This is a genomic window from Streptococcus sanguinis (genome assembly GCF_003943655.1).
GTDB lineage: Bacteria > Bacillota > Bacilli > Lactobacillales > Streptococcaceae > Streptococcus > Streptococcus sanguinis_F.
In genome coordinates this window covers 39547-59273 of sequence record NZ_RJMM01000008.1, presented here as the reverse complement: position 1 = coordinate 59273, position 19727 = coordinate 39547, and the positions used below count along the sequence as shown (strand labels likewise).

Here is a 19727-nt window from a genome sequence, read left to right as displayed (position 1 = left end):
TATGCAGCATGTTGTTCTAAATAAATGACATGCTCATAGTAAGCTATCAAAGCCCCATAGCAAAGCTGTCTGAAAAATACTCATCCAGCATCAGGCGGTGTTTATCCGATACATTTTCCAGCTCTGCTATTTCTTCTTTAGAAAAAAAGCCTAAACGCAGTGTTTCCTCGTTGTGAAAATTGGAAATATCAAAATTCTCCAATGCCTGCAATTCATACAGAAAGACAACCGTCTGCACTTTGTCACCATTAGGATAAGATTCATCAAAATTAGTGTAAACATTCATCAAGCGCTTGGCTTCAACAGAAATGCCTGTCTCTTCGTAAAATTCACGCACGGCTGCTTGCAGAGAAGTTTCCCCAAGTTCCATAGCTCCTCCAGGAATCGCCCATGTTTTCTTATCACCTCGCAACTGCAAAAGCACACGACCGTCCTCGTCTGCCAGAATTCCACCAGCAAAATTCAGAATAACCTTATCGTGCCCCACCTTGGAGCGAATATAGGAAATATAGTCCATATCAAAATCCTTTCAATTTCTCTGGGAAGGCAGCGTTTTGAAAGAAATAGCGCAGCAGCTGAATATGCGTATCCACATCACTAAAAAGACAAGCATGCCCTTTGTCAGGATAATAGGCCCATTCAGACCTAGCATTTTTCTGTGCCAACATGCGGTGCCAGTCATGAATAGTTTCGGCTTCTTTCCCACCTGAAACAAAGAAAGCAGGATTGGAAAGATTTATATCAACTATAAATCTGATCTCCTTATCTTTCGTCATCAAGAGATAAAATCTCCAAGTACATATCCAATCTTTCATTGATATATTTGGCAAATAAATCCTCCATTGCCGATAAACTTCCTTTTGAATGAAAGTCATCAAATGCTTGGTAATAGGACAATCTATCCGTAAATTTTATATCAATCGGTGGATAGCCCGCCTTCATCAACTCCAAATTCACCAAGAGCCTACCCGTTCGCCCATTGCCGTCAATAAAGGGGTGGATATTCTCAAAGGCAATATGAAACTGGGCTAGCTTGGTCACCATATTTTCCTGACTAGCTGCATAGTCCACTAGGAGCTTTTCCATCAATGGAGCAATCATATACGGCTGAGCCGGTTCATTGGCTGATCCCATGATGCGCACTGGGACTCTCCGATAAATGCCTCGGTCATTTTTTTTATCCGCTAATACTAGATAATGAATATCCTTTATCATCTGTTCCGACAAAGGCTGGTTCTCCTCAACAAGCCTTTGAACATACAGAAAAGCCTCCTGATGACCGATTGCCTCCATATGATCTTTTAAAGGCTTTTGGTCAATAGTCAATCCACGCAGGACCAAATCTGTCTCTCGCAAGGTCAGAGTATTGCCCTCAATGGCATTTGAGTTATAAGTATATTCGACTGTGAACTCTTCATTCAGCCGCTCCAACTCTCCATCCGTCAAAGGGCGAAGTTTTGATAACTGCATCATCTTTTCATCAATCAAAGGCAAGAGACTCTCTGCTTTCTTATAACGGCCATCCGCTGGCTTTCTGGCATCTGAGGGAATCCTCCACAAACGCCCTTCTTGGACAGCACCCTGAATCTTTCCCTGACTGCACAGAGACCGAACTCGACGATCAGAAATCCCCCAGAGATCAGCTGCCTGCCTCACTGTCATATACATGAACACTCCTCACTTTCTCCCTCTATTATACCATAGTCCGGAACAATATAAGGAATAACGGAACAATATTTACAGATTAACGGAAGGATAGCAAATATTTAATAACGTAATATCAACAATTTTCTATCTTGCTGCTAGTTTGTAGTAAAAAGAGATAACAAAATGTTATGCTCTCTTTCACTGCTATTTCAAACATAATTTTTCCAAGCTTGCTTAGAAAACCTCAATACTCCTTCTTATTATAGCCAAAGTCCGCTAAGTCCAGCTTCTTGTCCCGCCAGTTTTTCTTGACCTTGACCCAAGTTTCTAGGAAGACCTTGTCCCCCAGCATAAGCTCAATATCGCGCCGAGCCATGGAGCCGATTTTCTTCAGCATGGATCCGCCTTTACCGATTATAATGCCTTTTTGGCTGTCACGCTCCACCATGATAGTCGCTCGGATATGGACCTTGTCCGTCTCCTCGTCTCGCTTCATACTGTCAACAACCACCGCGACTGAGTGGGGAATTTCCTCCCGCGTCAGCATCAAAACCTTCTCCCGAATCATCTCTGACACTAGAAAGCGCTCTGGATGGTCGGTAATCTGGTCTTCTGGGAAATACTGGAAGCCTTCCTCCAAATTCTCACTGAGGATGTCAACCAGACGGGAAACATTATTACCCTGCAGGGCTGAAATCGGCACGATTTCTTTGAAGTCCATCTGCTGACGGAAATCATCAATTTGCGCTAAAAGCTGATCCGGATGGACTTTATCAATCTTATTAACCACCAAAATAACTGGCACCTTAGCCGCTTTCAAGCGCTCGATAATCATGTCATCGCCCTTGCCACGCGGCTCATCAGCCGGCACCATGAAGAGGACAGTATCCACCTCACGCAGGGTACTGTAAGCTGCTTCTACCATGAAATCACCTAGAGCCGTCTTGGGCTTGTGGATTCCCGGCGTGTCGATAAAGACAATCTGCTCCTTATCCGTCGTGTAAATCCCCATAATTTTATTGCGTGTGGTCTGAGCCTTATCGCTCATGATGGCAATCTTTTGCCCCATAACATGATTCAAAAAGGTTGATTTCCCAACATTAGGACGTCCTAAAATAGCTACAAAACCTGATTTAAAAGTCATTATTTTACCTCTATTATTTCCATAAAAACAGCAGAAAATCGGCAGTCTCCCCCGATTTTCAAATCTTTAAAAAATCCAATCCCAAATCTTGGGAACAAAAATAATCAGTCCCGTCACAACAGCAAAGCCAGACACGACCAGAACAGCTCCCGCCGCCATATCCTTGGCATTCTTTGCCCGCATAGAAAAGTGGTAATCGCTGGCCAGATCCACGACATTTTCAATAGCAGAATTGACAATCTCAAAGGCAATGACCAGAAAAATGCTCAAAAAGAGAAAGAGCCATTCTATCGCGGACAAGTCAAAAATCAGTCCCGCAACTATCACTGCCAAAGCCGAAATGACATGCTTGCGCAGATTGCGCTCCTCTTTAAAGGCTGTAAAAATACCGGTTAAAGCAAATTCCAGACTCGAGACCACATCTCGGTTTTTCCATTTGCGTTTGTTATTTCCTTGTGAGTCCATAAGCAGTTAAAATTTCTTCCTGTAAACCAAACATTTCTGCTTCTTCTTCCGGCGTATAGTGATCATAGCCGTTGATATGCAGAAAACCATGCACTGCCAAAAAGCCCATCTCCCGCTCAAAGCTGTGGCCGTATTCTTCAGCCTGCTCACGGGCCTTGTCCACTGAAATGAACAGCTCGCCGATATAGGCGTCAAAATCTTCCAGCATCTCAGCTAGCTCAGGGTGGTCCAGTAAATCCTCCTCGTCAACAGCGATGTCCAGCTCAGGCTTATACTCCAAGCTAATCACATCCGTCGGCCGATCCGTATCTCTATATTCTAAGTTGAGTTCATGACTGCGCTCATTGCTGACAAAAGTCACAGCCATTTCCTTCTTTTCTTTGCCCGTTTTCTGGGCCGCAAACTCCAAAATTTCCTGAGTCTGTTTAAGAATCTCTTCCGAAACCTGACCCGTTTCATCTACCATTTCGATATACATATCTTACCCGCTTTGCTAGTATTACCTTATTATATCATATTTTGGCTCACTTTAGGGAGACGAGGGCAGGGTTTTGGAAAATAGCAGAGCAGATTTGTCAACCTCTCACCGCAAAGACAAAAGCAGCTATTTTTATTTTGTCCCTCCTCAAAACTTTGCCTTTCACTACTTACTATCATTGACAAAAAGAAAAGGCTGGGAAAACCCAACCTTATCCTACAAGATGCTAATTGCCGGGATCGAACCGGCGACCTCATCCTTACCATGGATGCGCTCTGCCAACTGAGCTAAATCAGCGTACCTATCTAATATATCATGTAGATAGGTGCTTGTCAATATCCTTTCTCATTTTTTTACAAAATAATCTTCCTTAGTCAGATAGTAATGGATCCGCGTCACAATGCGGCCTTTCTCATGCTTGTCTAGTGATGCGTAAGGCTCTTCGTGGGAATATTTCATACCAGACTTGACCATAACCCTGCCAGATTCTGGATTGTCCACATCGTGCAGCGCCACAAGTTTGTTCATCCCGATTTCCTCAAAAGCCAGCTTGATGACTGCGCGGTTGGCCTCTGTCGTGTAGCCCTGATTCCAGTATTTTTTATTGATTACATAGTCGATAGCCGCCGTTTTCAAGTCCAGCCTGATCTTATGCAGATCAATCGTCCCGATGAATTTGCCGCTATCTTTCAATTCTATTCCCCAGCGCCCCAGAGGATTGGCCAGATAAAAGAGAGCGATATTATTGCGTGTTTCTTCCAGGCTTTTATTTGTCTCAAAAGTATAGCGAGTATTTTCCTCCTCCGAAGCATACTCAAACATCGCCGAGGCATCGTCCAAGGTCACCGGACGCAGAATCAGCCGCTCAGTTTCCAGTCTGGCATGATGAGCCAGTTTGACATAGATATTTTCCATCAGGACCTCCTAGATTTTCTTAACAGAATAGCACAATTCACTGATGAAAGCAAACCACTCTGATTTTTTCTTGATTTTTGAAACGTTTTCCTATACAATAAAAACATCTTAAAAAAGGAGCATATTTTTTATGTTAATCGGTATTCCAAAAGAAATCAAAAACAATGAAAATCGTGTAGCTCTGACACCAGCTGGTGTTCATAGTCTCGTTGGCAAAGGCCATGAAGTTCTGATTGAGACGAATGCTGGTCTGGGATCTGGCTTTGCCGATGCTGACTATGAAAAGCAAGGTGCAAAAATCGTCTCTACTGCTGCAGAAGCTTGGGCAGCTGAGCTCGTGGTCAAGGTCAAAGAACCTCTGGCAGCTGAATATGGATTCCTCCGTGATGACCTCTTGCTCTTTACCTACCTGCATATGGCTGCCGCTCCTGAGCTAGCAGATGCTATGACTAGTGCTAAGACAACTGGTCTGGCCTACGAAACTGTTCGCGATCAAGATGGACAACTGCCACTCTTGGTACCTATGAGTGAGGTAGCGGGCCGGATGGCTGTCCAAATCGGAGCCCACTTCTTGACTAAGAGAGAAGGCGGATCTGGCGTACTTCTCGGTGGTGTACCGGGCGTTCCGAAAGGGAAAGTTACCATCATCGGCGGCGGTGTTGTAGGAACTCATGCTGCTCGCATTGCTCTAGGACTAGGTGCCCAAGTGACTATTCTGGATATCAGCGCTAAGCGTTTGTCTATCCTAGAAGATGTCTTTGGCCATCAAATCCAGACCCTCATGTCTAATCCTTTCAATATCGAAGCCAGCGTTCGAGAAGCAGATGTCGTGATCGGTGCTGTTCTTATCCCTGGAGCCAAGGCTCCGAAACTGGTAACAGACGATATGGTTAAGCAAATGCGTCCAGGCTCTGTTATTGTAGACGTAGCCGTTGACCAAGGCGGTGTCATTGAAACAGCCGACCGAGTGACGACCCACACCGAGCCTGTCTATGAAAAACACGGTGTCCTCCACTATGCAGTTGCTAATATCCCTGGGGCCGTAGCCCGTACCTCTACTATCGCCCTTACTAATGTCACCCTTCCTTATGTGGAGGCTTTGGCAGGGAAAGGCTTCAAACAAGCCATTGCAGATGACCAAGGCCTGCGCCAAGGTGTCACAACCTACCAAGGTCACATCACCAGTCAACCAGTTGCAGAAGGTCTCAACAAAGACTACACATCTATTGACGAACTCGTTTAGTTGAAAATTTCAACTTTAAAATCAATCCCACAAAAAAGAGCAGAAATAAATCTGCTCTTTTCGTATGTTATTCTGTTTCTTCTATATCTGATTCACTAGCTTTAACAGGAGCTGGTTCGTAAGCTCTAATAATCTCCGCTACCACTGGATGACGAACGACATCCTTAGCTGAGAAATGGACAAAGTCAATCTGCGAAATGTTTTTCAATTTCTCTTGAGCGTCAATAAGCCCAGATTTGACATTGCGAGGCAGATCGACCTGACTGATGTCTCCATTGACAATCATCTTGGACTGAAAGCCCAGACGTGTCAGAAACATCTTCATCTGCATGATGGTGGTATTCTGTGCCTCGTCCAGAATCACAAAGGCATCATCCAGCGTCCGCCCACGCATATAGGCTAAAGGTGCAATCTCAATGATTTCTCGCTCCATAAGGCGCGTCGTCTGGTCCTTGCCCAAAATCTGATACAAGGCATCATAGACCGGACGCAGATATGGATCCACCTTCTCCTTAAGGTCACCAGGCAGAAAGCCCAGACTCTCACCAGCTTCAACCGCTGGCCTTGTGAGGATAATTCGCTTGACCTGCCCACGCTTGAGAGCTGTCACGGCCAAGGTCACCGCCAGAAAGGTCTTCCCTGTTCCGGCTGGCCCGATACCAAAGACAATATCATGATTTTTAACACTGTCAACATAGATCTTCTGCCCCAGAGTCTTGACCCGAATCGGCTTGCCATAGCTGTCCTTGATGATTTCTTCTTCGTAAAGAGCTACAAACTTATCAATTTCATCATTTTTGACCATGGTAATGGCTGTCACAACATCGGGTGTGCCAATTGTCATGCCACGATTGACCAAGACCAAGAGAGCCTGAATGACCTTTCGAGTCTCCTCGCAGGCAGCCTCCGTACCCAAAATCTGCACAATCTCGGTTCGGGCATGGATGGTTACCTTCAATTCCTGCTCCATTAGGCGCAGATGGCGTTCATTAGAGCCAAAAAGATGAAAGGCATCATCTGGATGGCCCAGTTGCAATTCTACTGAATGTTCCTGCAAACAAAGAACCTCTCTATTTTTTTTATTAAATGAATTACCTTTATTATATCAAAGCAAGCAGAAAATGACTATCCCTAGCCACTATCCACTTAATGGGCTTGATATTCTTCCCAAATAGCATCAAACTCGCCAAGGTTAAAGGAAAAATTTGCATGCTCCTCTAGAAATCGACTGACCTCATCAAAATCATCCGTATGCTTGGGAAAGGCTGTATCCTGAAAAGCCAAATCCGCCAAAATAGCCTTTGGCTCCTTGCTCTTAGGATTGCGCTCTGTCATCAGCCAGCTGTAAAAAGATTTTCTCATAAGTTCCTTTCATTTCTTTAAGATCGTATCCTTCCAGGCATAAACTCTAGATACGTGATTCTTTATCCTCACACCAACTCCGTTCCAGTCGGGTCCTGCTTGATTTTACCAGCCTTCATCAGCCCACCCAGAGCTTTTTTAAACTGGCCTTTGGAAATGCCAAAGGTAGCCTTGATGTCGTCTGGTGAAGACTTATCGTTCAAGGTCATGAAGCCGCCATTGCTCTCCAGATAGGTCAGAATCATCTGGGCATCGTTTTCCAGCATTTCAAAGGAACGAGGCTTGAGGGAGAGGTTAAGCGTGCAGTCTACTTCACGGAAGCCAATCACCCGTGCGTCCAAGACCTGCCCGAGACGAGGCTCTGCATAACGCTCGCTTGGATGAATGAAGCCCAGCATATTATTCTCCGGCAGGTAGACAAAAGTGCCAGAAAGCTTGAGCCGATAAACGATGGCTGGCCAGTTTTGATTTTGCATGTTATTGTAGGCAGGACGGGCCAGACGCTGGAAATCCTCCTGATAAGCCAGTTGGCCCCAGATACGGTCTTTCTTATCTACTTCCAGACGGATATAAAGGCGGTCACCCTTTTTTGGCCAGAGTTCCTTGATTTCTGGCAAGATGTCAAGTGACACAACGATTTGCTTGTCCGGCAGACCAGTATCGACAAAGACGCCTAAATCCTTGCGGACCTCCGTTACTGTTCCCCAGCCAAACTGGTCTTGAGTAGCTGTCACTTCAATAGTTGTCAAGCGAAGCTTCTGCTTCATATCGCTGTAGGCAAAGCCTTTGACAGACTGACCTAGCTCATGCGCTCCCTCTTCCTTAGAAAGAGCGTAAACCTGACCATCCTTTTGAACAAAGTAAAAGCGATCATTTTCATCCGTGATGATACCCACAATGAAGCTGGCAAGATTTGTATTCATATAGACCTATTTTCTACCTTGCTTCTTCAAACCGAGCAAGGATTTTTGATGTTAAAACAACTCAGTCAGCCAAAGCCAACTGAGTTTTGATTCTGATAAAAATGTTAAACTTCTAAAAGTTCTTTTTCTTTATTTGCTGTCATCTCATCGATATGTTTGACAGCATCGTCCGTTACTTTTTGAATATCCTTTTCCAAGGTCTTCAAGTCGTCTTCAGTGATTTCTTTAGCTTTTTCTTGCTTCTTAGCTTCGTCCATAGCATCGCGGCGAATGTTACGGATAGCAACTTTAGCATTTTCACCGACCTTTTTCACTTCTTTAGCTAAGTCACGGCGAGTTTCCTCTGTCAGAGCTGGAATGACCAGACGAATCACAGAGCCATCGCTGGCTGGCGTAATCCCGAGGTCAGAAGCATTAAGCGCGCGCTCAATGTCCTTGATAGAAGACTTGTCAAAAGGTGTCACCAAAAGAACACGCGCTTCCGGAATCGTAATCGATGCGATTTGGTTGAGCGGAGTTTCTACTCCATAGTACTCGACATGGATGCGGTCCAAAAGGCTGGCATTAGCGCGGCCTGCACGGATGCTACCAAATTCACGAGCCAGACTTTGGTGCGAGTGGGTCATTCTTTCTTTTGCTTTTTCTACAATTGCATTTGCCATGAGTTTCTAATCTCCGTTCTTATAATTTATTTGATACTGTTGTTCCGATTTGCTCACCGATAACAACGCGTTTGATATTGCCCGTCTCATTCATGTTAAAGACAACCAAGTCAATATCATTGTCCATAGACAAGGTCGAAGCCGTTGAGTCCATAATCCGCAGTCCCTTGCTGATGACATCTCGGTGAGTCAGCTCATCAAACTTAACAGCGGTCTTGTCTTTCTTAGGATCGGCATTGTAAACACCATCCACACCATTTTTAGCCATAAGAATCGCATCTGCTTCAATCTCTGCTGAACGTAAGGCAGCGGTTGTATCAGTTGAAAAATAAGGAGAACCAATACCAGCACCGAAAATGACGATACGGCCTTTTTCCAGATGACGAAGAGCCCGACCTCGGATATAAGGTTCAGCTACCTGCTGCATAGCAATCGCAGTCTGCACGCGCGTATCTACACCGACTTGCTGCAGCGAATCCGCCATTACCAGCGCATTCATGACAGTGCCTAACATACCAGTATAATCGGCCTGCACACGATCCATACCCGCTTCTGCTGCCGGCTCACCCCGCCAAAGGTTTCCACCTCCGATAACCAGAGCAATCTGAACTTCCAAATTGTGAACTTCTTTGATTTCTTCCGCCATCTTCTGAACGGTTTGAATATCAATACCAACGCCTTTTTCACCGGCAAGAGCTTCACCCGACAACTTAATCAAAATACGCTTATACTTAGGTTCTACCATTTTTTTACTCCTTATTTTATCTGTACTATTTTACCACATTTTGAGATTTTTATATAGTTAAATCACCGAAATTTTTCTTTTTTCCTTTTTGTAAAATAGCAGAGCAGATAAGCTCATTTCACAGAAAAACCAGCCCTATCATCAGATAGGACTGGGAATAAATACTTTAATCATCTTTTGCTAGGTCTACTCACTGCTTGAGCGACTGTTTCTTTTCTCGCTTAGCCAAGATTGGCAGGATGACACCCAGACTGATTAAGACGATTGGGGTCAAAATATTGGTCAAGAGAGAGAATTGCCAGCCAGCAGGGTCTGTAGCATAGTCTACTTTGGGAACCATCCCTAAAATGCAGGCAAAGGCTGTAAAGAGGAAACACCAAGCTCCGATGGCAAAACCAACTTTTGGATTTTTGGTAAATTTGTACTCTGCATTCTTGTACTTCTTCCAGGCCTTATTTAACATCATGAAGGCAAGGAAAACCCAGAGATACCGCATTGGCATAACGATAGAGTTGAGATTGGTCATCCATTTGACCAGACCGTCAATTTCTTTGATTCCAAAGATAGGCAGAATAATCAAGAAGCTAACCAAAATCCCTGTCAAGATGTAACCGTTAATGAGGACTCCTTTTGATGTCCGCTTGCGCAGCCAGCTTGGGACAAACTCTTCATCAGCATTATTGAGCATGATTTGCAGCGGAGCGTCGATAGAGAAAGCCAGTGCTGCAATCTGTCCAACCATATTGGTCAGGGCATAGATGACTACTAGTACATTGCCCACTCCCCAGTAGTTGCCCAGCTTTTGGAAGGCTTGATAAGCGCCGTTTCGCATCAAATCCTCAGGAATATTGCTGCCATCAAAAAGCATGCCCATAGCTAGAGAACCCAAGATAGCAGAAGCACCAACCATGACAGCCATAACAATCATCCCCTTTGGAAATTCCTTGGCTGGATTGCGTGTTTGATTAACGTAAGGAGAGATTTTCTCTGCTCCACCGACCGCAAAGACTAAGAGAGAGATAGTCGTGAAATAAGAAAAATCAAAGTTGGGAATATAGGTGCTGAGCTTATCCATATTGGCCGTCGCAAACTGCATGTCAGGCTTGATAAAAGGCGCCCCGACCGCTAAAAGAACGAAGAGGAAGGACATAATCAGCATGGCACTGCCAGCTAGCCCCCCAATCACCTTGAGAGTTGACAGTCCCTTGGTAGACAAGTAGAGAAAGGCACCGAAAATCAGCAAGCTAAGAATAACGATCCAGTGAATATCAAGACCGCTCAAAAAGTCTCCATTCCCCTGAATAGCCCAGCCCAGCGGAATCAAAACTCCCTGTGGCTTTTGAGCCAGATAAGGAATATGCACCACCCAGTAAGTCCAGGCCGCAAAATAAGCCAGCCGCTTGGTAGAGGTTTTCTCCACCCAGTCACTGACACCGCCTCCACTCTCCTTGAAAGTTGATCCAAGCTGCCCCACGATGAGGGCATAGGGAATAAAGTAAATTGCAAGGATAAGAATCCAAGAAACAATTACCGAAATGCCCTGCTGGGAATAGTTGTTTACCACATTTCCCAGACCCCAGACCATATTAAAAGCAATCAGAGATACCATCAGCCAGGTTAGCTGGTTCTGATCTTTTTTCATGACACCGTCTCCTTTTGTTATAAATTAAATTGATTCTATAACATTATAACATGTTTCTTTGCAATTGTAACCGCTATCATCATTTTTATTTCAAAAAAAGAACGACCCGAAGGCAGTTCTATTCAAATTCTTAAAGTGAGTTTACGTCAACCTTGATACCAACACCTTGTGTAGTAGTGATAGTCAGGTTCGTTACGTAAGTACCTTTAGCAGTAGCTGGTTTCGCTTTTTGGATTGTGTCGTTGAAAGCTTTGAAGTTTTCAACCAACTTGTCAGCTTCAAATGAAACTTTACCAATGATAGCTTGTACATTACCTGCACGGTCTGCACGGTAAGTAATCTTACCACCTTTAGACTCTTCAACTGCTTTTGCAACGTCCATTGTTACTGTACCAGTCTTAGGGTTTGGCATCAAGTTACGAGGTCCAAGGACACGTCCAAGGCGACCTACAAGTGCCATCATGTCAGGTGTAGCGATTACTACGTCAAAGTCCAACCAACCGTCGTTGATTTTTGCAACCAGGTCATCTTCACCAACGAAGTCTGCACCAGCAGCTTTCGCTTCTTCTGCTTTAGCACCACGTGCGAAAACAAGAACGCGTGAAGTTTTACCAGTTCCGTTTGGCAATACCATTGCGCCACGGATTTGTTGGTCAGCTTTCTTAACGTCGATGTTCAAGTTGTAAGCAACTTCTACAGTTGCGTCGAATTTTGCAAAGTTAGTTTCTTTTGCAAGTGCTACAGCTTCTTCTACGCTGTATGCTTTTGTGCTGTCGATTTTTTCAAGAGCAGCACGAAGTTGTTTGCTTTTTTTAGCCATTTTATCTTTCTCCTTGTAAGTGGTTCAATCGATTTTCATCTCCCACGTCACTCGTCAATCTGATCAAGTGTAGTGCGGGCAAATGGGATGAGCGTTATTGATTAGTCAACAACAGTGAATCCCATAGAACGAGCAGTACCTTCAATCATACGCATTGCAGACTCGATGTTTGCAGCGTTCAAATCTGGCATCTTAGTTTCAGCAATTTCTTGTACTTGCGCACGAGTAACTGTTGCAACTTTCGTCTTGTTTGGTTCACCAGAACCTTTTTCAACACCTGCAGCTTTCTTCAAAAGAACAGCAGCTGGTGGAGTCTTAGTCACGAAAGTGAATGATTTATCTTCGTATACTGAGATAACAACTGGAATAATCATACCAGCTTGGTCAGCTGTACGAGCGTTGAACTCCTTAGTGAATCCCATGATGTTGATACCGGCTTGACCAAGCGCAGGACCAACTGGTGGAGCTGGAGTAGCTTTACCAGCAGGGATTTGCAATTTTACAAGTTTTTCGACTTTTTTAGCCATTTTTAAATCCTCCTTTGTGGTTTTGGCGGTAAATAAAGATTTTTACCTCCCACAAGTATGCTTTTCGCATACCTTTCTATTATACACTAAACTTTGTTAAATGCAAAGAATTTTATCTTCTTTTTTGAATTTTTTGTGGTAAAATAATCTTATGACACTATTAAAGATTGCTTCGATTTTATTTATCTTTTTAACTTTGATTTTAACCACTATTACAGTGCGAGTTTTTCAATTAAGAAAATACGGTTTAAACTTTGCGGACTTGGCTTTTCCGCTTTTTGTTGTGGAATTTTATATCATTTCAGACAAGGCCTACTATCATAGCTTGCTGCCCCAGCTGACCCTAGCTCTCTCAGTTCTCACTATCGCTATCACCATCTATTTTCTCAAGAAAAAACGAAGCTTCTACTATCCTAAGTTCTTTAAGTTCTTCTGGCGGGCTGGTTTTCTTTTGACCTTCTTCATGTATCTAGCCATGGTCATCGGACTCTTTTTGTAACAATGTCAAATAAAACCCATCGGTTATCAGATAGCCGATGGGTTTTTCATATGTGAGATTCACAAGTCATTCTTTTACCGAGAAAAAGGGACCTTCCGATGCTCCTAGTCTTATTCGTGAATCTCCAGAGGCAGGCCGTCCGGATCAAAGAAGAAAGCCATCTTACGACCGTCGAAGTCGTCATAGCGCAACTCGGTATGAGGAATCTCCAAACGGTCAAATTCCGCTAGCGTTTCTTCGACATTTGTTACTCGGAAAGCCAGATGCCTCAGACCAGTATGCTCAGGATGTGGCAGGGCTGGCCGCTTAGGAGCTTCTTCCTTGATGAAAATTTCCAGAGTCAGATTTCCCTTGCGGACATTAAAGAGAATATCCTGTTTGTCTGGTCGGTGGTGCTCATCCAGCATATCAAAGCCCAGCTTGTCCACATAAAACTCCCTGGTCTTGACATAATCATGACCGATGATAGCTATATGGTGAATGGTGTCTAGTTTCATACCTTCTTTTCCTTCCCTTGGCAATGTGTAAGTAGAGAAAATCTGCCGGCTGACTGCTGGCAGATTTGTTTTTATCAAATGATTATCTTGCTAGCAAACTAGTGAAAATAAAGATTAATTAGTCTGCAAAACCTTTCTTGGCTTGGTTCCTTCGGCTGGACCGATAACGCCAGCTGCTTCAAGTTCTTCCATAAGACGAGTGGCCCGATTAAAGCCGACCGAGAGTCGTCGCTGAATCATAGAAGCGCTAGCTTTCTGAGTCTCGATAATCAAGGCCTTGGCTTCTTCAAAGAGAGGATCGCCTTCATCGTCGCCTCCACCAGGATCAAAATCATTTTCAGATACTTCGCCAGGATCAAAACTGTCATCATAGTCAGCTTCAGCTTGATTCTTGACAAAGGCTACGATTCGCTCCACATCTTCATCTGAGATAAAGGAACCCTGCAAACGAACCGGGTGGTTTTCATCAATAGGCTTAAAGAGCATGTCTCCTCGACCCAAGAGCTTTTCCGCCCCATTTTCATCCAGAATGGTCCGACTGTCTGTCCCGCTGGACACAGCAAAGGCGATCCGAGAGGGTACATTGGCCTTAATCAGACCCGAGATAACATCTACTGACGGTCGCTGGGTAGCCAGAATCATGTGAATCCCAGCCGCACGCGCTTTTTGTCCCAAACGAATAATGGCGTCTTCCACTTCCTTGCTGGCCACCATCATCAGGTCAGCCAGCTCGTCCACGATGACGACGATTAAAGGCAGGGGAACTTGCTTGTACTCTGATTGGGCATTGTACTCAGCTACTTTAGCATTGTAGCCGGCAATGTTGCGGGCACCAACCTTGGAGAAGAGTTCATAGCGGTTTTCCATCTCGTCCACAACTTTCTGCAGGGCGCGGCTGGCCTTGCGAGGATTAGTTACGACTGGGATAAGCAAGTGGGGAATGTCATTATAAACGGACAGCTCCACCATCTTAGGATCCACCATCATAAACTTGACTTCATCAGGTCTGGCCTTCATGAGAATGCTGGCGATAATACCGTTTACGGCCACAGATTTCCCAGAGCCAGTAGAGCCCGCTACCAAGAGATGGGGCATCTTAGCCAAGTCAAAGGAGCGGATAGAGCCGTTGACAGCCTTACCAAGCGGGATTTCTAGGAGCTTACTGGCATCCGTCTTAGACTGGTCCCAAAGTTCTCGGAAAGTTACGGTCGCAACTTCAGAATTGGGCACTTCAATTCCGACTAGGGATTTTCCAGGAATCGGCGCCTCAATCCGTACATCCTTAGCAGCTAGGGCAAGAGCCAAGTCATCAGCCAGATTGGAAATCCGATTGACCCGAACACCGACAGCTGGCTTGACCTCGTACTTAGTGACGGAAGGTCCGATTTCAGCCCGCTCAACAGCAGCCTTGATGCCAAAACTAGCAAAGGTCTCTTCCAAAATCTTAATATTGTCTCGGACAATGCGTTTTTCCTTGGACTGGTTTTTAGGCTTGTCAGGCGCAAAGAGATTGATGGTCGGCAGCTTATAGTCCAGACTTTCCTTAGCGGTAAAATCCACTTCAACATCTGCATCTAAGTCTGCCTCCTCCGTCTCTTCTTCACGACCAAAGTCCAGAGGCTCATGAGGGTCATACTCTCCTAGTTCGTCATAGTCTGTCTCGTCAAAATCCACAGCTGTATCTGACAAGTCCTCGTCATCTAAAATCTCTCCTGTTTCAGGATCGACATCAGGTTCTTCTTGCTCTACTTCAATAGCTTGCATAGCTGCCTGTGCAGCTTTTTCTTCTTGCTCAAGGAAACGGAGCTGTCGCTTTTCTTCCTGCTTCTCTCTCCAATTTTGAAAGGCTACCATAGCCTTTTCTGAAATGTCATAGATAGACCAAGGGCTCATAAGCAGACCGCCTAAAAGAATGAGTAGCAGGCCGAAGAAATAGGAGCCGATATTTGAAAAAAGGAAAGAGATAGGTGCGTATAAGAGAGAACCCAGCAGGCCGCCACCCGCGAAGGAGCTGACCTTAAAGGCTGTCAGATCAGTCAAGACCCTGCCTAGAGTTGTGGATAAGACAGCTGCCCCTTCTAGCTTTAAAACGCTGACAAAATAAGCTTGGAAAATTAACTCCAGTCCCAAAAAGAGGCTGATAAATCCTGAAACCGTCCCCTCGTGCTTGTGCATCCACTTGAAAAAAAAGAGATAGCCAAAGCTGGCCAGAATGGCCAGATAGGCCAAGCTTCCCACCAAGAGGCGAATCATATTATAAATAGTGACCCCAAAGGCGCCCAGCTTAATTGCTGCAAACAAAAGAATAAGAGCCAGCACAAAGGTGGCAATCATTCTCTTTATTGCTTTTTGTCTTTCTAATTCTGCTTTTGTCGGCCGGCGAGTTGTCCGGCCTTTTTTCGTGTTTTTCTTAGTTGCCATAACCCTTATTATACCATATTTGAGCCTTAGATGAGAAATCTTTTATCTAAATCAGAAGCAAAAAAAACTTATTTATCCACGCAAAAAGAACTGGACTAGCCAGTTCTCATTTCACTATCACGTAATTTCTTATTATGCCTCTGGCATAACCGCCCAGGCAATCAAGTAAGCCAAGACACCTGTACCTGCCACACAGACCAAAAGAATCCAAATAACACGAACCAAGGTTGGATCTAAATCAAAGTAGTTTGCGATACCAGCACATACACCAGCGATTTTTTTGTTCTTGACATCTCTTGTCAGTCTTTTCTCCATGGAAAACACTCCTTATTATTTTTAATTTATTTATTTTACCATATTCTTTCATGATGTACAAGGCTGCCTACTACTAAACTTCTTCTGCATTTAAAACTTAATCTTCTCAAAATAAATGTATTCTCTCTACCATTCTCTTGGCAAGTCCAAGCAAAACTCTTGTTCTTGTGTTAGAATAAAAGGAAATTCTAATCAGTTTACAGTAAAAATATAGGAGGAGAATGATAATGCGAGCTGGAGTCATTCTTTACAATCCCCAAACCAAGCAAATACTACTCATCCACCGCTGGAAAAATGGAGAAGAGTATTTCGTGATACCGGGCGGCAGAGCCGAGTCAGGTGAGACTGCAGTCCAAGCAGCTCAGCGAGAAATTCAGGAAGAGCTGGGTTGGAGCTTGTCTGAAAAGCAGCTGCAGCCAGCCTTTACTTTCAGAAATGGCCAACGCCTAGAAATCTATTTCCATGCCAGTATCAGCCATACCTCAGCTCCAATGATCCATGGCGAGGAAGCCCTTCGCAGTCATGCCCAGAACATCTATCAACCTGAATGGTTAGACATAGAAGCAATTCGCAACCTGAACTTACGGCCAGCAGGGCTTAAAAATCTGCTTCTGGATTGTCTGAAACAGGAGGGTTTGAAAAACTAGCTTAATTGTAGTAAAATATCAGTAGTTTACAATCAAATGTGAGAAAGGTTTTATATGAAAAAAATTCTTCTTATCAGCCTCTTATCAGGGCTTGTCTTGGCTGGCTGCTCTGGCAAAGGCAAGAAAGAGGAGACAACTAGCTCCTCCGACCCATCCAGTAGTTCTTCACTAGTGAGCTCTAGCTCTGACCCCGAGGAAACCAGCAAACTCCGTGAGCAATACAAGGATGCCATGACCAACGAAAATGCCAACTTCCCGCAGCTATCTACAGAAGTTGCTGAAGATGAAGCGGAGGTCAAGTTGGTAACGACTGAAGGCGATATCCGCATCAAGCTCTTTCCAAAACAAGCCCCACTGGCCGTTGAAAACTTCCTGACCCATGCCAAAGAAGGCTATTATGACGGCATTATATTCCACCGCGTTATCAATGAATTTATGATTCAGACTGGAGACCCTAAAGGAAACGGCACTGGAGGCGAGTCTATCTGGAAGGGAAAAGACAAGTCTAAAGATTCTGGAAACGGCTTTAAAAATGAGTATTCTCCATATCTCTATAATCTTCGTGGCGCCCTATCCATGGCTAATGCAGGTCCTGATACCAATGGCAGTCAGTTCTTCATTAACCAAAGCAAGAAAGACCTGTCCAGCCAAATGTCTACGGATTCTTTCCCAGCCAAAATCATCGAAGCCTATAAAAACGGTGGAAATCCTAATTTAGATGGCGGAGCTTATACCGTCTTTGGCCAAGTGCTGGAAGGGATGGATGTAGTGGACAAAATCGCTGCCGCAGAAACAGACGATAATGACAAGCCTAAAAAAGATATCAAGATTGAAAAAATCGAGATTATCAAGGACTATGACTTCAGCAAATAAGCTTGCTGCCCAACCAATAAAGGAGGGAAATCAATATGATTATCTGGGGATATAAAGGTTATCAGAAAAACGTAGGCCAGACCCAAAGCAATATCGAGTGTGCCAACTGCCACAATGTCGCACCTTGGGACATTATTGAAACCGGCCGAAAGTTTACACTCTATTGGATTCCTACCTTTCCTTACGGTAGAAAACATTACCTCACCTGCCCTGTCTGCCAGCATGGCAAACAGATTGAGAAGCAGGAAATCGAGCAGTTTTTGAATTATTAGTAACAGAAAGAGACGATTCCCAGTGAATCATCTCTTTTCTTTTTTAAATTTTATCAAGTCAACTGGTTAAAATCCCAAATCTGATCCATCCAGCCTTCATAGAAATCAGGCTCATGGCAGACCATGAGAATGCTACCCTTGTATTCTTTCAGCGCCCGTTTGAGTTCCTCCTTGGCATCGACATCCAGGTGGTTGGTCGGCTCGTCCAGCACCAGAACATTATTTTCTCGGTTCATGAGGAGGCACAGACGGACCTTGGCCTGCTCTCCACCTGAAAGGACCTGGATCTGGCTCTCGATGTGCTTGGCAGTCAGGCCACATCTGGCCAGAGCTGCTCGGACTTCTGCTTGGTTAAGAGCCGGAAAGGCGTTCCAGACTGCTTCCAGCGGTGTCTGACGATTGCCGCCTTCGACTTCCTGCTCGAAATAACCCAGCTCCAGATAGTCCCCGCGCTCGACTTGACCTGCGATAGGCGGGATAATCCCCAGCAGACTCTTGAGCAGGGTCGTTTTCCCAATCCCATTTGCCCCGATGATAGCCACCTTCTGATTGCGTTCAAAAGTCAGGTTAAGGGGCTGGGTCAGCGGTCGGTCGTAACCAATCTGCAAATCTTTGGCTTGGAAGATAAAACGGCCAGGTGTGCGGGCAGGCTTGAAGTCAAAGGTAGGCTTTGGCTTCTCACTCTGCAGCTCAATAATGTCCATCTTATCCAGCTTTTTCTGGCGGGACATGGCCATATTACGGGTCGCTACGCGGGCTTTATTACGCGCCACAAAATCCTTAAGGTCCGCAATTTCTTTCTGCTGGCGCTCGTAAGCTGCTTCCAGCTGAGATTTTTTCATCTCATAGACTTCCTGAAACTGATAGTAGTCGCCAGAATAACGAGTCAAGTGCTGATTTTCCACATGGTAGACGATATTAATCACGTCATTCAGGAAAGGAATATCATGCGAGATCAGAACAAAGGCATTTTCATAGTTCTGTAGGTAAAGTTTGAGCCAATCAATGTGCTCAGCATCCAGATAGTTAGTTGGCTCGTCCAAGAGCAGGATATCCGGTTTTTCCAAAAGCAACTTAGCCAAGAGAACCTTGGTCCGCTGTCCGCCAGATAGCTCCGTCACATCACTCTCCATACCGTAATCCATAACACCCAGTGCCCGTGCGACCTCGTCAATCTTGGCATCTAGAGTATAGAAATCTCGGCTCTCCAAGCGATTCTGCAGCTCACCCACTTCTTCCATCAGGGCATCAACGTCCGCTCCATCCTCAGCCATGCTCATATAGATTTCATTGATGCGCGCCTCTGTCTTGAAAAGCTCATCAAAGGCCGTACGCAAGACATCGCGGACAGATTGGCCTTGCTCCAAAACAGCATGCTGGTCCAGATAGCCAGCCGTCACATACTTGGACCACTCGACCTTACCTTCGTCTGGCAGCATTTTGCCCGTCACAATGCTCATAAAGGTTGACTTTCCCTCGCCATTGGCACCGACCAGGCCGATATGCTCTCCCTTGAGCAGGCGGAAGGATACATCCTCAAAAATAGCCCGGTCTCCGAAACCGTGGCTGAGATTTTTTACTTCTAAGATACTCATTTTTTCTCCTCTGTCATTGATTGCAGTTCCTTGAT

Annotated in this window: 23 protein-coding genes, 1 tRNA gene and 1 pseudogene; 5 read left to right on the top strand and 20 right to left on the bottom strand. The window is 44.8% G+C overall.

Annotated elements, in window-relative coordinates; translation table 11 throughout:
- Positions 1 to 46: 46 nt before the first annotated feature.
- From D8886_RS05210 to D8886_RS05175, 8 genes and pseudogenes are all read right to left on the bottom strand, one after another.
- Positions 47 to 517, bottom strand: coding sequence for an NUDIX hydrolase (locus tag D8886_RS05210; RefSeq protein WP_125434442.1), 471 nt, complete (start codon positions 515 to 517; stop codon positions 47 to 49).
- 1 nt (position 518) lies between these two features.
- Positions 519 to 734: pseudogene (locus tag D8886_RS05205) on the bottom strand (alpha/beta hydrolase); the annotation flags it as partial.
- 28 nt (positions 735 to 762) lie between these two features.
- On the bottom strand, positions 763 to 1668 hold the full coding sequence (locus D8886_RS05200; RefSeq protein WP_125434440.1) for a Fic family protein: 906 nt from the start codon (positions 1666 to 1668) through the stop codon (positions 763 to 765).
- A 223-nt stretch (positions 1669 to 1891) separates the two neighbouring features.
- Positions 1892 to 2791, bottom strand: coding sequence for a GTPase Era (era, locus tag D8886_RS05195; RefSeq protein WP_002931140.1), 900 nt, complete (start codon positions 2789 to 2791; stop codon positions 1892 to 1894).
- Positions 2792 to 2857: 66 nt separating this feature from the next.
- Positions 2858 to 3256 carry a diacylglycerol kinase family protein gene (locus D8886_RS05190; protein WP_125434439.1) on the bottom strand — a complete coding sequence of 133 codons (399 nt, stop codon included), beginning with the start codon at positions 3254 to 3256 and terminating at the stop codon, positions 2858 to 2860.
- Positions 3237 to 3734: an rRNA maturation RNase YbeY gene (gene ybeY / locus D8886_RS05185; protein WP_125434438.1), complete on the bottom strand. Its 498-nt coding sequence runs from the start codon at positions 3732 to 3734 to the stop codon at positions 3237 to 3239. The genes D8886_RS05190 and ybeY overlap by 20 nt, the downstream gene beginning before the upstream one ends.
- Positions 3735 to 3958: 224 nt before the next feature.
- Positions 3959 to 4031 (bottom strand) — tRNA-Thr (locus D8886_RS05180).
- Between the two features lie 48 nt (positions 4032 to 4079).
- Entirely contained in the window at positions 4080 to 4649 is a 570-nt protein-coding gene (locus D8886_RS05175) for a GNAT family N-acetyltransferase (protein ID WP_125434437.1), read from the bottom strand.
- A 130-nt stretch (positions 4650 to 4779) separates the two neighbouring features.
- Between D8886_RS05175 and ald the strand changes: the two genes are divergently transcribed.
- Positions 4780 to 5892, top strand: coding sequence for an alanine dehydrogenase (gene ald, locus D8886_RS05170; RefSeq protein WP_125434436.1), 1113 nt, complete (start codon positions 4780 to 4782; stop codon positions 5890 to 5892).
- 67 nt (positions 5893 to 5959) lie between these two features.
- Here ald and D8886_RS05165 read toward each other — a convergent pair whose 3' ends face one another.
- The 8 genes from D8886_RS05165 to rplK all read right to left on the bottom strand — a co-directional run bounded on the left by D8886_RS05165 (position 5960) and on the right by rplK (position 12573).
- The gene (locus D8886_RS05165) at positions 5960 to 6949 is read right to left on the bottom strand and encodes a PhoH family protein (protein ID WP_142999459.1); all 990 of its coding nucleotides are present in this window, start codon (positions 6947 to 6949) and stop codon (positions 5960 to 5962) included.
- Positions 6950 to 7038: 89 nt separating this feature from the next.
- Positions 7039 to 7254 carry a YozE family protein gene (locus tag D8886_RS05160; RefSeq protein WP_002894860.1) on the bottom strand — a complete coding sequence of 72 codons (216 nt, stop codon included), beginning with the start codon at positions 7252 to 7254 and terminating at the stop codon, positions 7039 to 7041.
- A 68-nt stretch (positions 7255 to 7322) separates the two neighbouring features.
- Entirely contained in the window at positions 7323 to 8177 is an 855-nt protein-coding gene (gene cvfB / locus D8886_RS05155; protein ID WP_125434435.1) for an RNA-binding virulence regulatory protein CvfB, read from the bottom strand.
- A gap of 104 nt (positions 8178 to 8281) precedes the next feature.
- On the bottom strand, positions 8282 to 8839 hold the full coding sequence (gene frr, locus D8886_RS05150) for a ribosome recycling factor (protein WP_125342347.1): 558 nt from the start codon (positions 8837 to 8839) through the stop codon (positions 8282 to 8284).
- Between the two features lie 19 nt (positions 8840 to 8858).
- A complete protein-coding gene (gene pyrH, locus D8886_RS05145) occupies positions 8859 to 9584 on the bottom strand; it encodes a UMP kinase (protein ID WP_125434434.1) in 726 nt (241 codons plus the stop codon).
- 190 nt (positions 9585 to 9774) lie between these two features.
- Positions 9775 to 11226: an APC family permease gene (locus D8886_RS05140; RefSeq protein WP_125434433.1), complete on the bottom strand. Its 1452-nt coding sequence runs from the start codon at positions 11224 to 11226 to the stop codon at positions 9775 to 9777.
- A 130-nt stretch (positions 11227 to 11356) separates the two neighbouring features.
- Positions 11357 to 12046, bottom strand: coding sequence for a 50S ribosomal protein L1 (gene rplA / locus D8886_RS05135; RefSeq protein ID WP_002894855.1), 690 nt, complete (start codon positions 12044 to 12046; stop codon positions 11357 to 11359).
- A 101-nt stretch (positions 12047 to 12147) separates the two neighbouring features.
- A complete protein-coding gene (rplK, locus tag D8886_RS05130) occupies positions 12148 to 12573 on the bottom strand; it encodes a 50S ribosomal protein L11 (RefSeq protein ID WP_002894851.1) in 426 nt (141 codons plus the stop codon).
- A gap of 151 nt (positions 12574 to 12724) precedes the next feature.
- Between rplK and D8886_RS05125 the strand changes: the two genes are divergently transcribed.
- Entirely contained in the window at positions 12725 to 13072 is a 348-nt protein-coding gene (locus tag D8886_RS05125) for a DUF3397 domain-containing protein (RefSeq protein WP_125434432.1), read from the top strand.
- A gap of 110 nt (positions 13073 to 13182) precedes the next feature.
- Here the strand turns inward: D8886_RS05125 and gloA2 are convergent, their stop codons facing one another.
- From gloA2 to D8886_RS05110, 3 genes are all read right to left on the bottom strand, one after another.
- Complete coding sequence (gene gloA2 / locus D8886_RS05120) at positions 13183 to 13569, bottom strand: SMU1112c/YaeR family gloxylase I-like metalloprotein (RefSeq protein WP_125434449.1); 387 nt, start codon at positions 13567 to 13569, stop codon at positions 13183 to 13185.
- Between the two features lie 114 nt (positions 13570 to 13683).
- Positions 13684 to 15990: a DNA translocase FtsK gene (locus tag D8886_RS05115; RefSeq protein WP_125434431.1), complete on the bottom strand. Its 2307-nt coding sequence runs from the start codon at positions 15988 to 15990 to the stop codon at positions 13684 to 13686.
- 132 nt (positions 15991 to 16122) lie between these two features.
- Positions 16123 to 16305, bottom strand: coding sequence for a PspC domain-containing protein (locus D8886_RS05110; RefSeq protein ID WP_002894843.1), 183 nt, complete (start codon positions 16303 to 16305; stop codon positions 16123 to 16125).
- 227 nt (positions 16306 to 16532) lie between these two features.
- Here D8886_RS05110 and D8886_RS05105 point away from each other — a divergent pair, with 227 nt between their 5' ends.
- From D8886_RS05105 to D8886_RS05095, 3 genes are read left to right on the top strand one after another with little or no spacing between them, the layout of a single operon-like run.
- Positions 16533 to 16952: an NUDIX hydrolase gene (locus tag D8886_RS05105; protein ID WP_125434448.1), complete on the top strand. Its 420-nt coding sequence runs from the start codon at positions 16533 to 16535 to the stop codon at positions 16950 to 16952.
- A 54-nt stretch (positions 16953 to 17006) separates the two neighbouring features.
- Positions 17007 to 17825 carry a peptidylprolyl isomerase gene (locus D8886_RS05100; RefSeq protein ID WP_125434430.1) on the top strand — a complete coding sequence of 273 codons (819 nt, stop codon included), beginning with the start codon at positions 17007 to 17009 and terminating at the stop codon, positions 17823 to 17825.
- A gap of 35 nt (positions 17826 to 17860) precedes the next feature.
- Positions 17861 to 18097 (top strand): zinc-ribbon domain-containing protein, encoded by a 237-nt coding sequence (locus D8886_RS05095; protein ID WP_002897142.1) that lies wholly within the window; start codon positions 17861 to 17863, stop codon positions 18095 to 18097.
- A 53-nt stretch (positions 18098 to 18150) separates the two neighbouring features.
- On the opposite strand, the gene D8886_RS05090 is transcribed toward D8886_RS05095, so the two are convergent.
- Complete coding sequence (locus D8886_RS05090) at positions 18151 to 19692, bottom strand: ABC-F family ATP-binding cassette domain-containing protein (RefSeq protein WP_125434429.1); 1542 nt, start codon at positions 19690 to 19692, stop codon at positions 18151 to 18153.
- Positions 19693 to 19727 lie beyond the last annotated feature (35 nt).

Excerpts from the sequence above, each read along its gene's own strand:
- D8886_RS05210 (WP_125434442.1), bottom strand. The coding sequence starts at position 517 with ATGGACTATATTTCCTATATTCGCTCCAAGGTGGGGCACGATAAGGTT.
- D8886_RS05200 (WP_125434440.1), bottom strand. The coding sequence starts at position 1,668 with ATGTATATGACAGTGAGGCAGGCAGCTGATCTCTGGGGGATTTCTGAT.
- era (WP_002931140.1), bottom strand. The coding sequence starts at position 2,791 with ATGACTTTTAAATCAGGTTTTGTAGCTATTTTAGGACGTCCTAATGTT.
- D8886_RS05190 (WP_125434439.1), bottom strand. The coding sequence starts at position 3,256 with ATGGACTCACAAGGAAATAACAAACGCAAATGGAAAAACCGAGATGTG.
- ybeY (WP_125434438.1), bottom strand. The coding sequence starts at position 3,734 with ATGTATATCGAAATGGTAGATGAAACGGGTCAGGTTTCGGAAGAGATT.
- D8886_RS05175 (WP_125434437.1), bottom strand. The coding sequence starts at position 4,649 with ATGGAAAATATCTATGTCAAACTGGCTCATCATGCCAGACTGGAAACT.
- ald (WP_125434436.1), top strand. The coding sequence starts at position 4,780 with ATGTTAATCGGTATTCCAAAAGAAATCAAAAACAATGAAAATCGTGTA.
- D8886_RS05160 (WP_002894860.1), bottom strand. The coding sequence starts at position 7,254 with ATGAGAAAATCTTTTTACAGCTGGCTGATGACAGAGCGCAATCCTAAG.
- cvfB (WP_125434435.1), bottom strand. The coding sequence starts at position 8,177 with ATGAATACAAATCTTGCCAGCTTCATTGTGGGTATCATCACGGATGAA.
- frr (WP_125342347.1), bottom strand. The coding sequence starts at position 8,839 with ATGGCAAATGCAATTGTAGAAAAAGCAAAAGAAAGAATGACCCACTCG.
- pyrH (WP_125434434.1), bottom strand. The coding sequence starts at position 9,584 with ATGGTAGAACCTAAGTATAAGCGTATTTTGATTAAGTTGTCGGGTGAA.
- D8886_RS05140 (WP_125434433.1), bottom strand. The coding sequence starts at position 11,226 with ATGAAAAAAGATCAGAACCAGCTAACCTGGCTGATGGTATCTCTGATT.
- rplA (WP_002894855.1), bottom strand. The coding sequence starts at position 12,046 with ATGGCTAAAAAAAGCAAACAACTTCGTGCTGCTCTTGAAAAAATCGAC.
- rplK (WP_002894851.1), bottom strand. The coding sequence starts at position 12,573 with ATGGCTAAAAAAGTCGAAAAACTTGTAAAATTGCAAATCCCTGCTGGT.
- D8886_RS05125 (WP_125434432.1), top strand. The coding sequence starts at position 12,725 with ATGACACTATTAAAGATTGCTTCGATTTTATTTATCTTTTTAACTTTG.
- gloA2 (WP_125434449.1), bottom strand. The coding sequence starts at position 13,569 with ATGAAACTAGACACCATTCACCATATAGCTATCATCGGTCATGATTAT.
- D8886_RS05115 (WP_125434431.1), bottom strand. The coding sequence starts at position 15,990 with ATGGCAACTAAGAAAAACACGAAAAAAGGCCGGACAACTCGCCGGCCG.
- D8886_RS05110 (WP_002894843.1), bottom strand. The coding sequence starts at position 16,305 with ATGGAGAAAAGACTGACAAGAGATGTCAAGAACAAAAAAATCGCTGGT.
- D8886_RS05105 (WP_125434448.1), top strand. The coding sequence starts at position 16,533 with ATGCGAGCTGGAGTCATTCTTTACAATCCCCAAACCAAGCAAATACTA.
- D8886_RS05100 (WP_125434430.1), top strand. The coding sequence starts at position 17,007 with ATGAAAAAAATTCTTCTTATCAGCCTCTTATCAGGGCTTGTCTTGGCT.
- D8886_RS05095 (WP_002897142.1), top strand. The coding sequence starts at position 17,861 with ATGATTATCTGGGGATATAAAGGTTATCAGAAAAACGTAGGCCAGACC.
- D8886_RS05090 (WP_125434429.1), bottom strand. The coding sequence starts at position 19,692 with ATGAGTATCTTAGAAGTAAAAAATCTCAGCCACGGTTTCGGAGACCGG.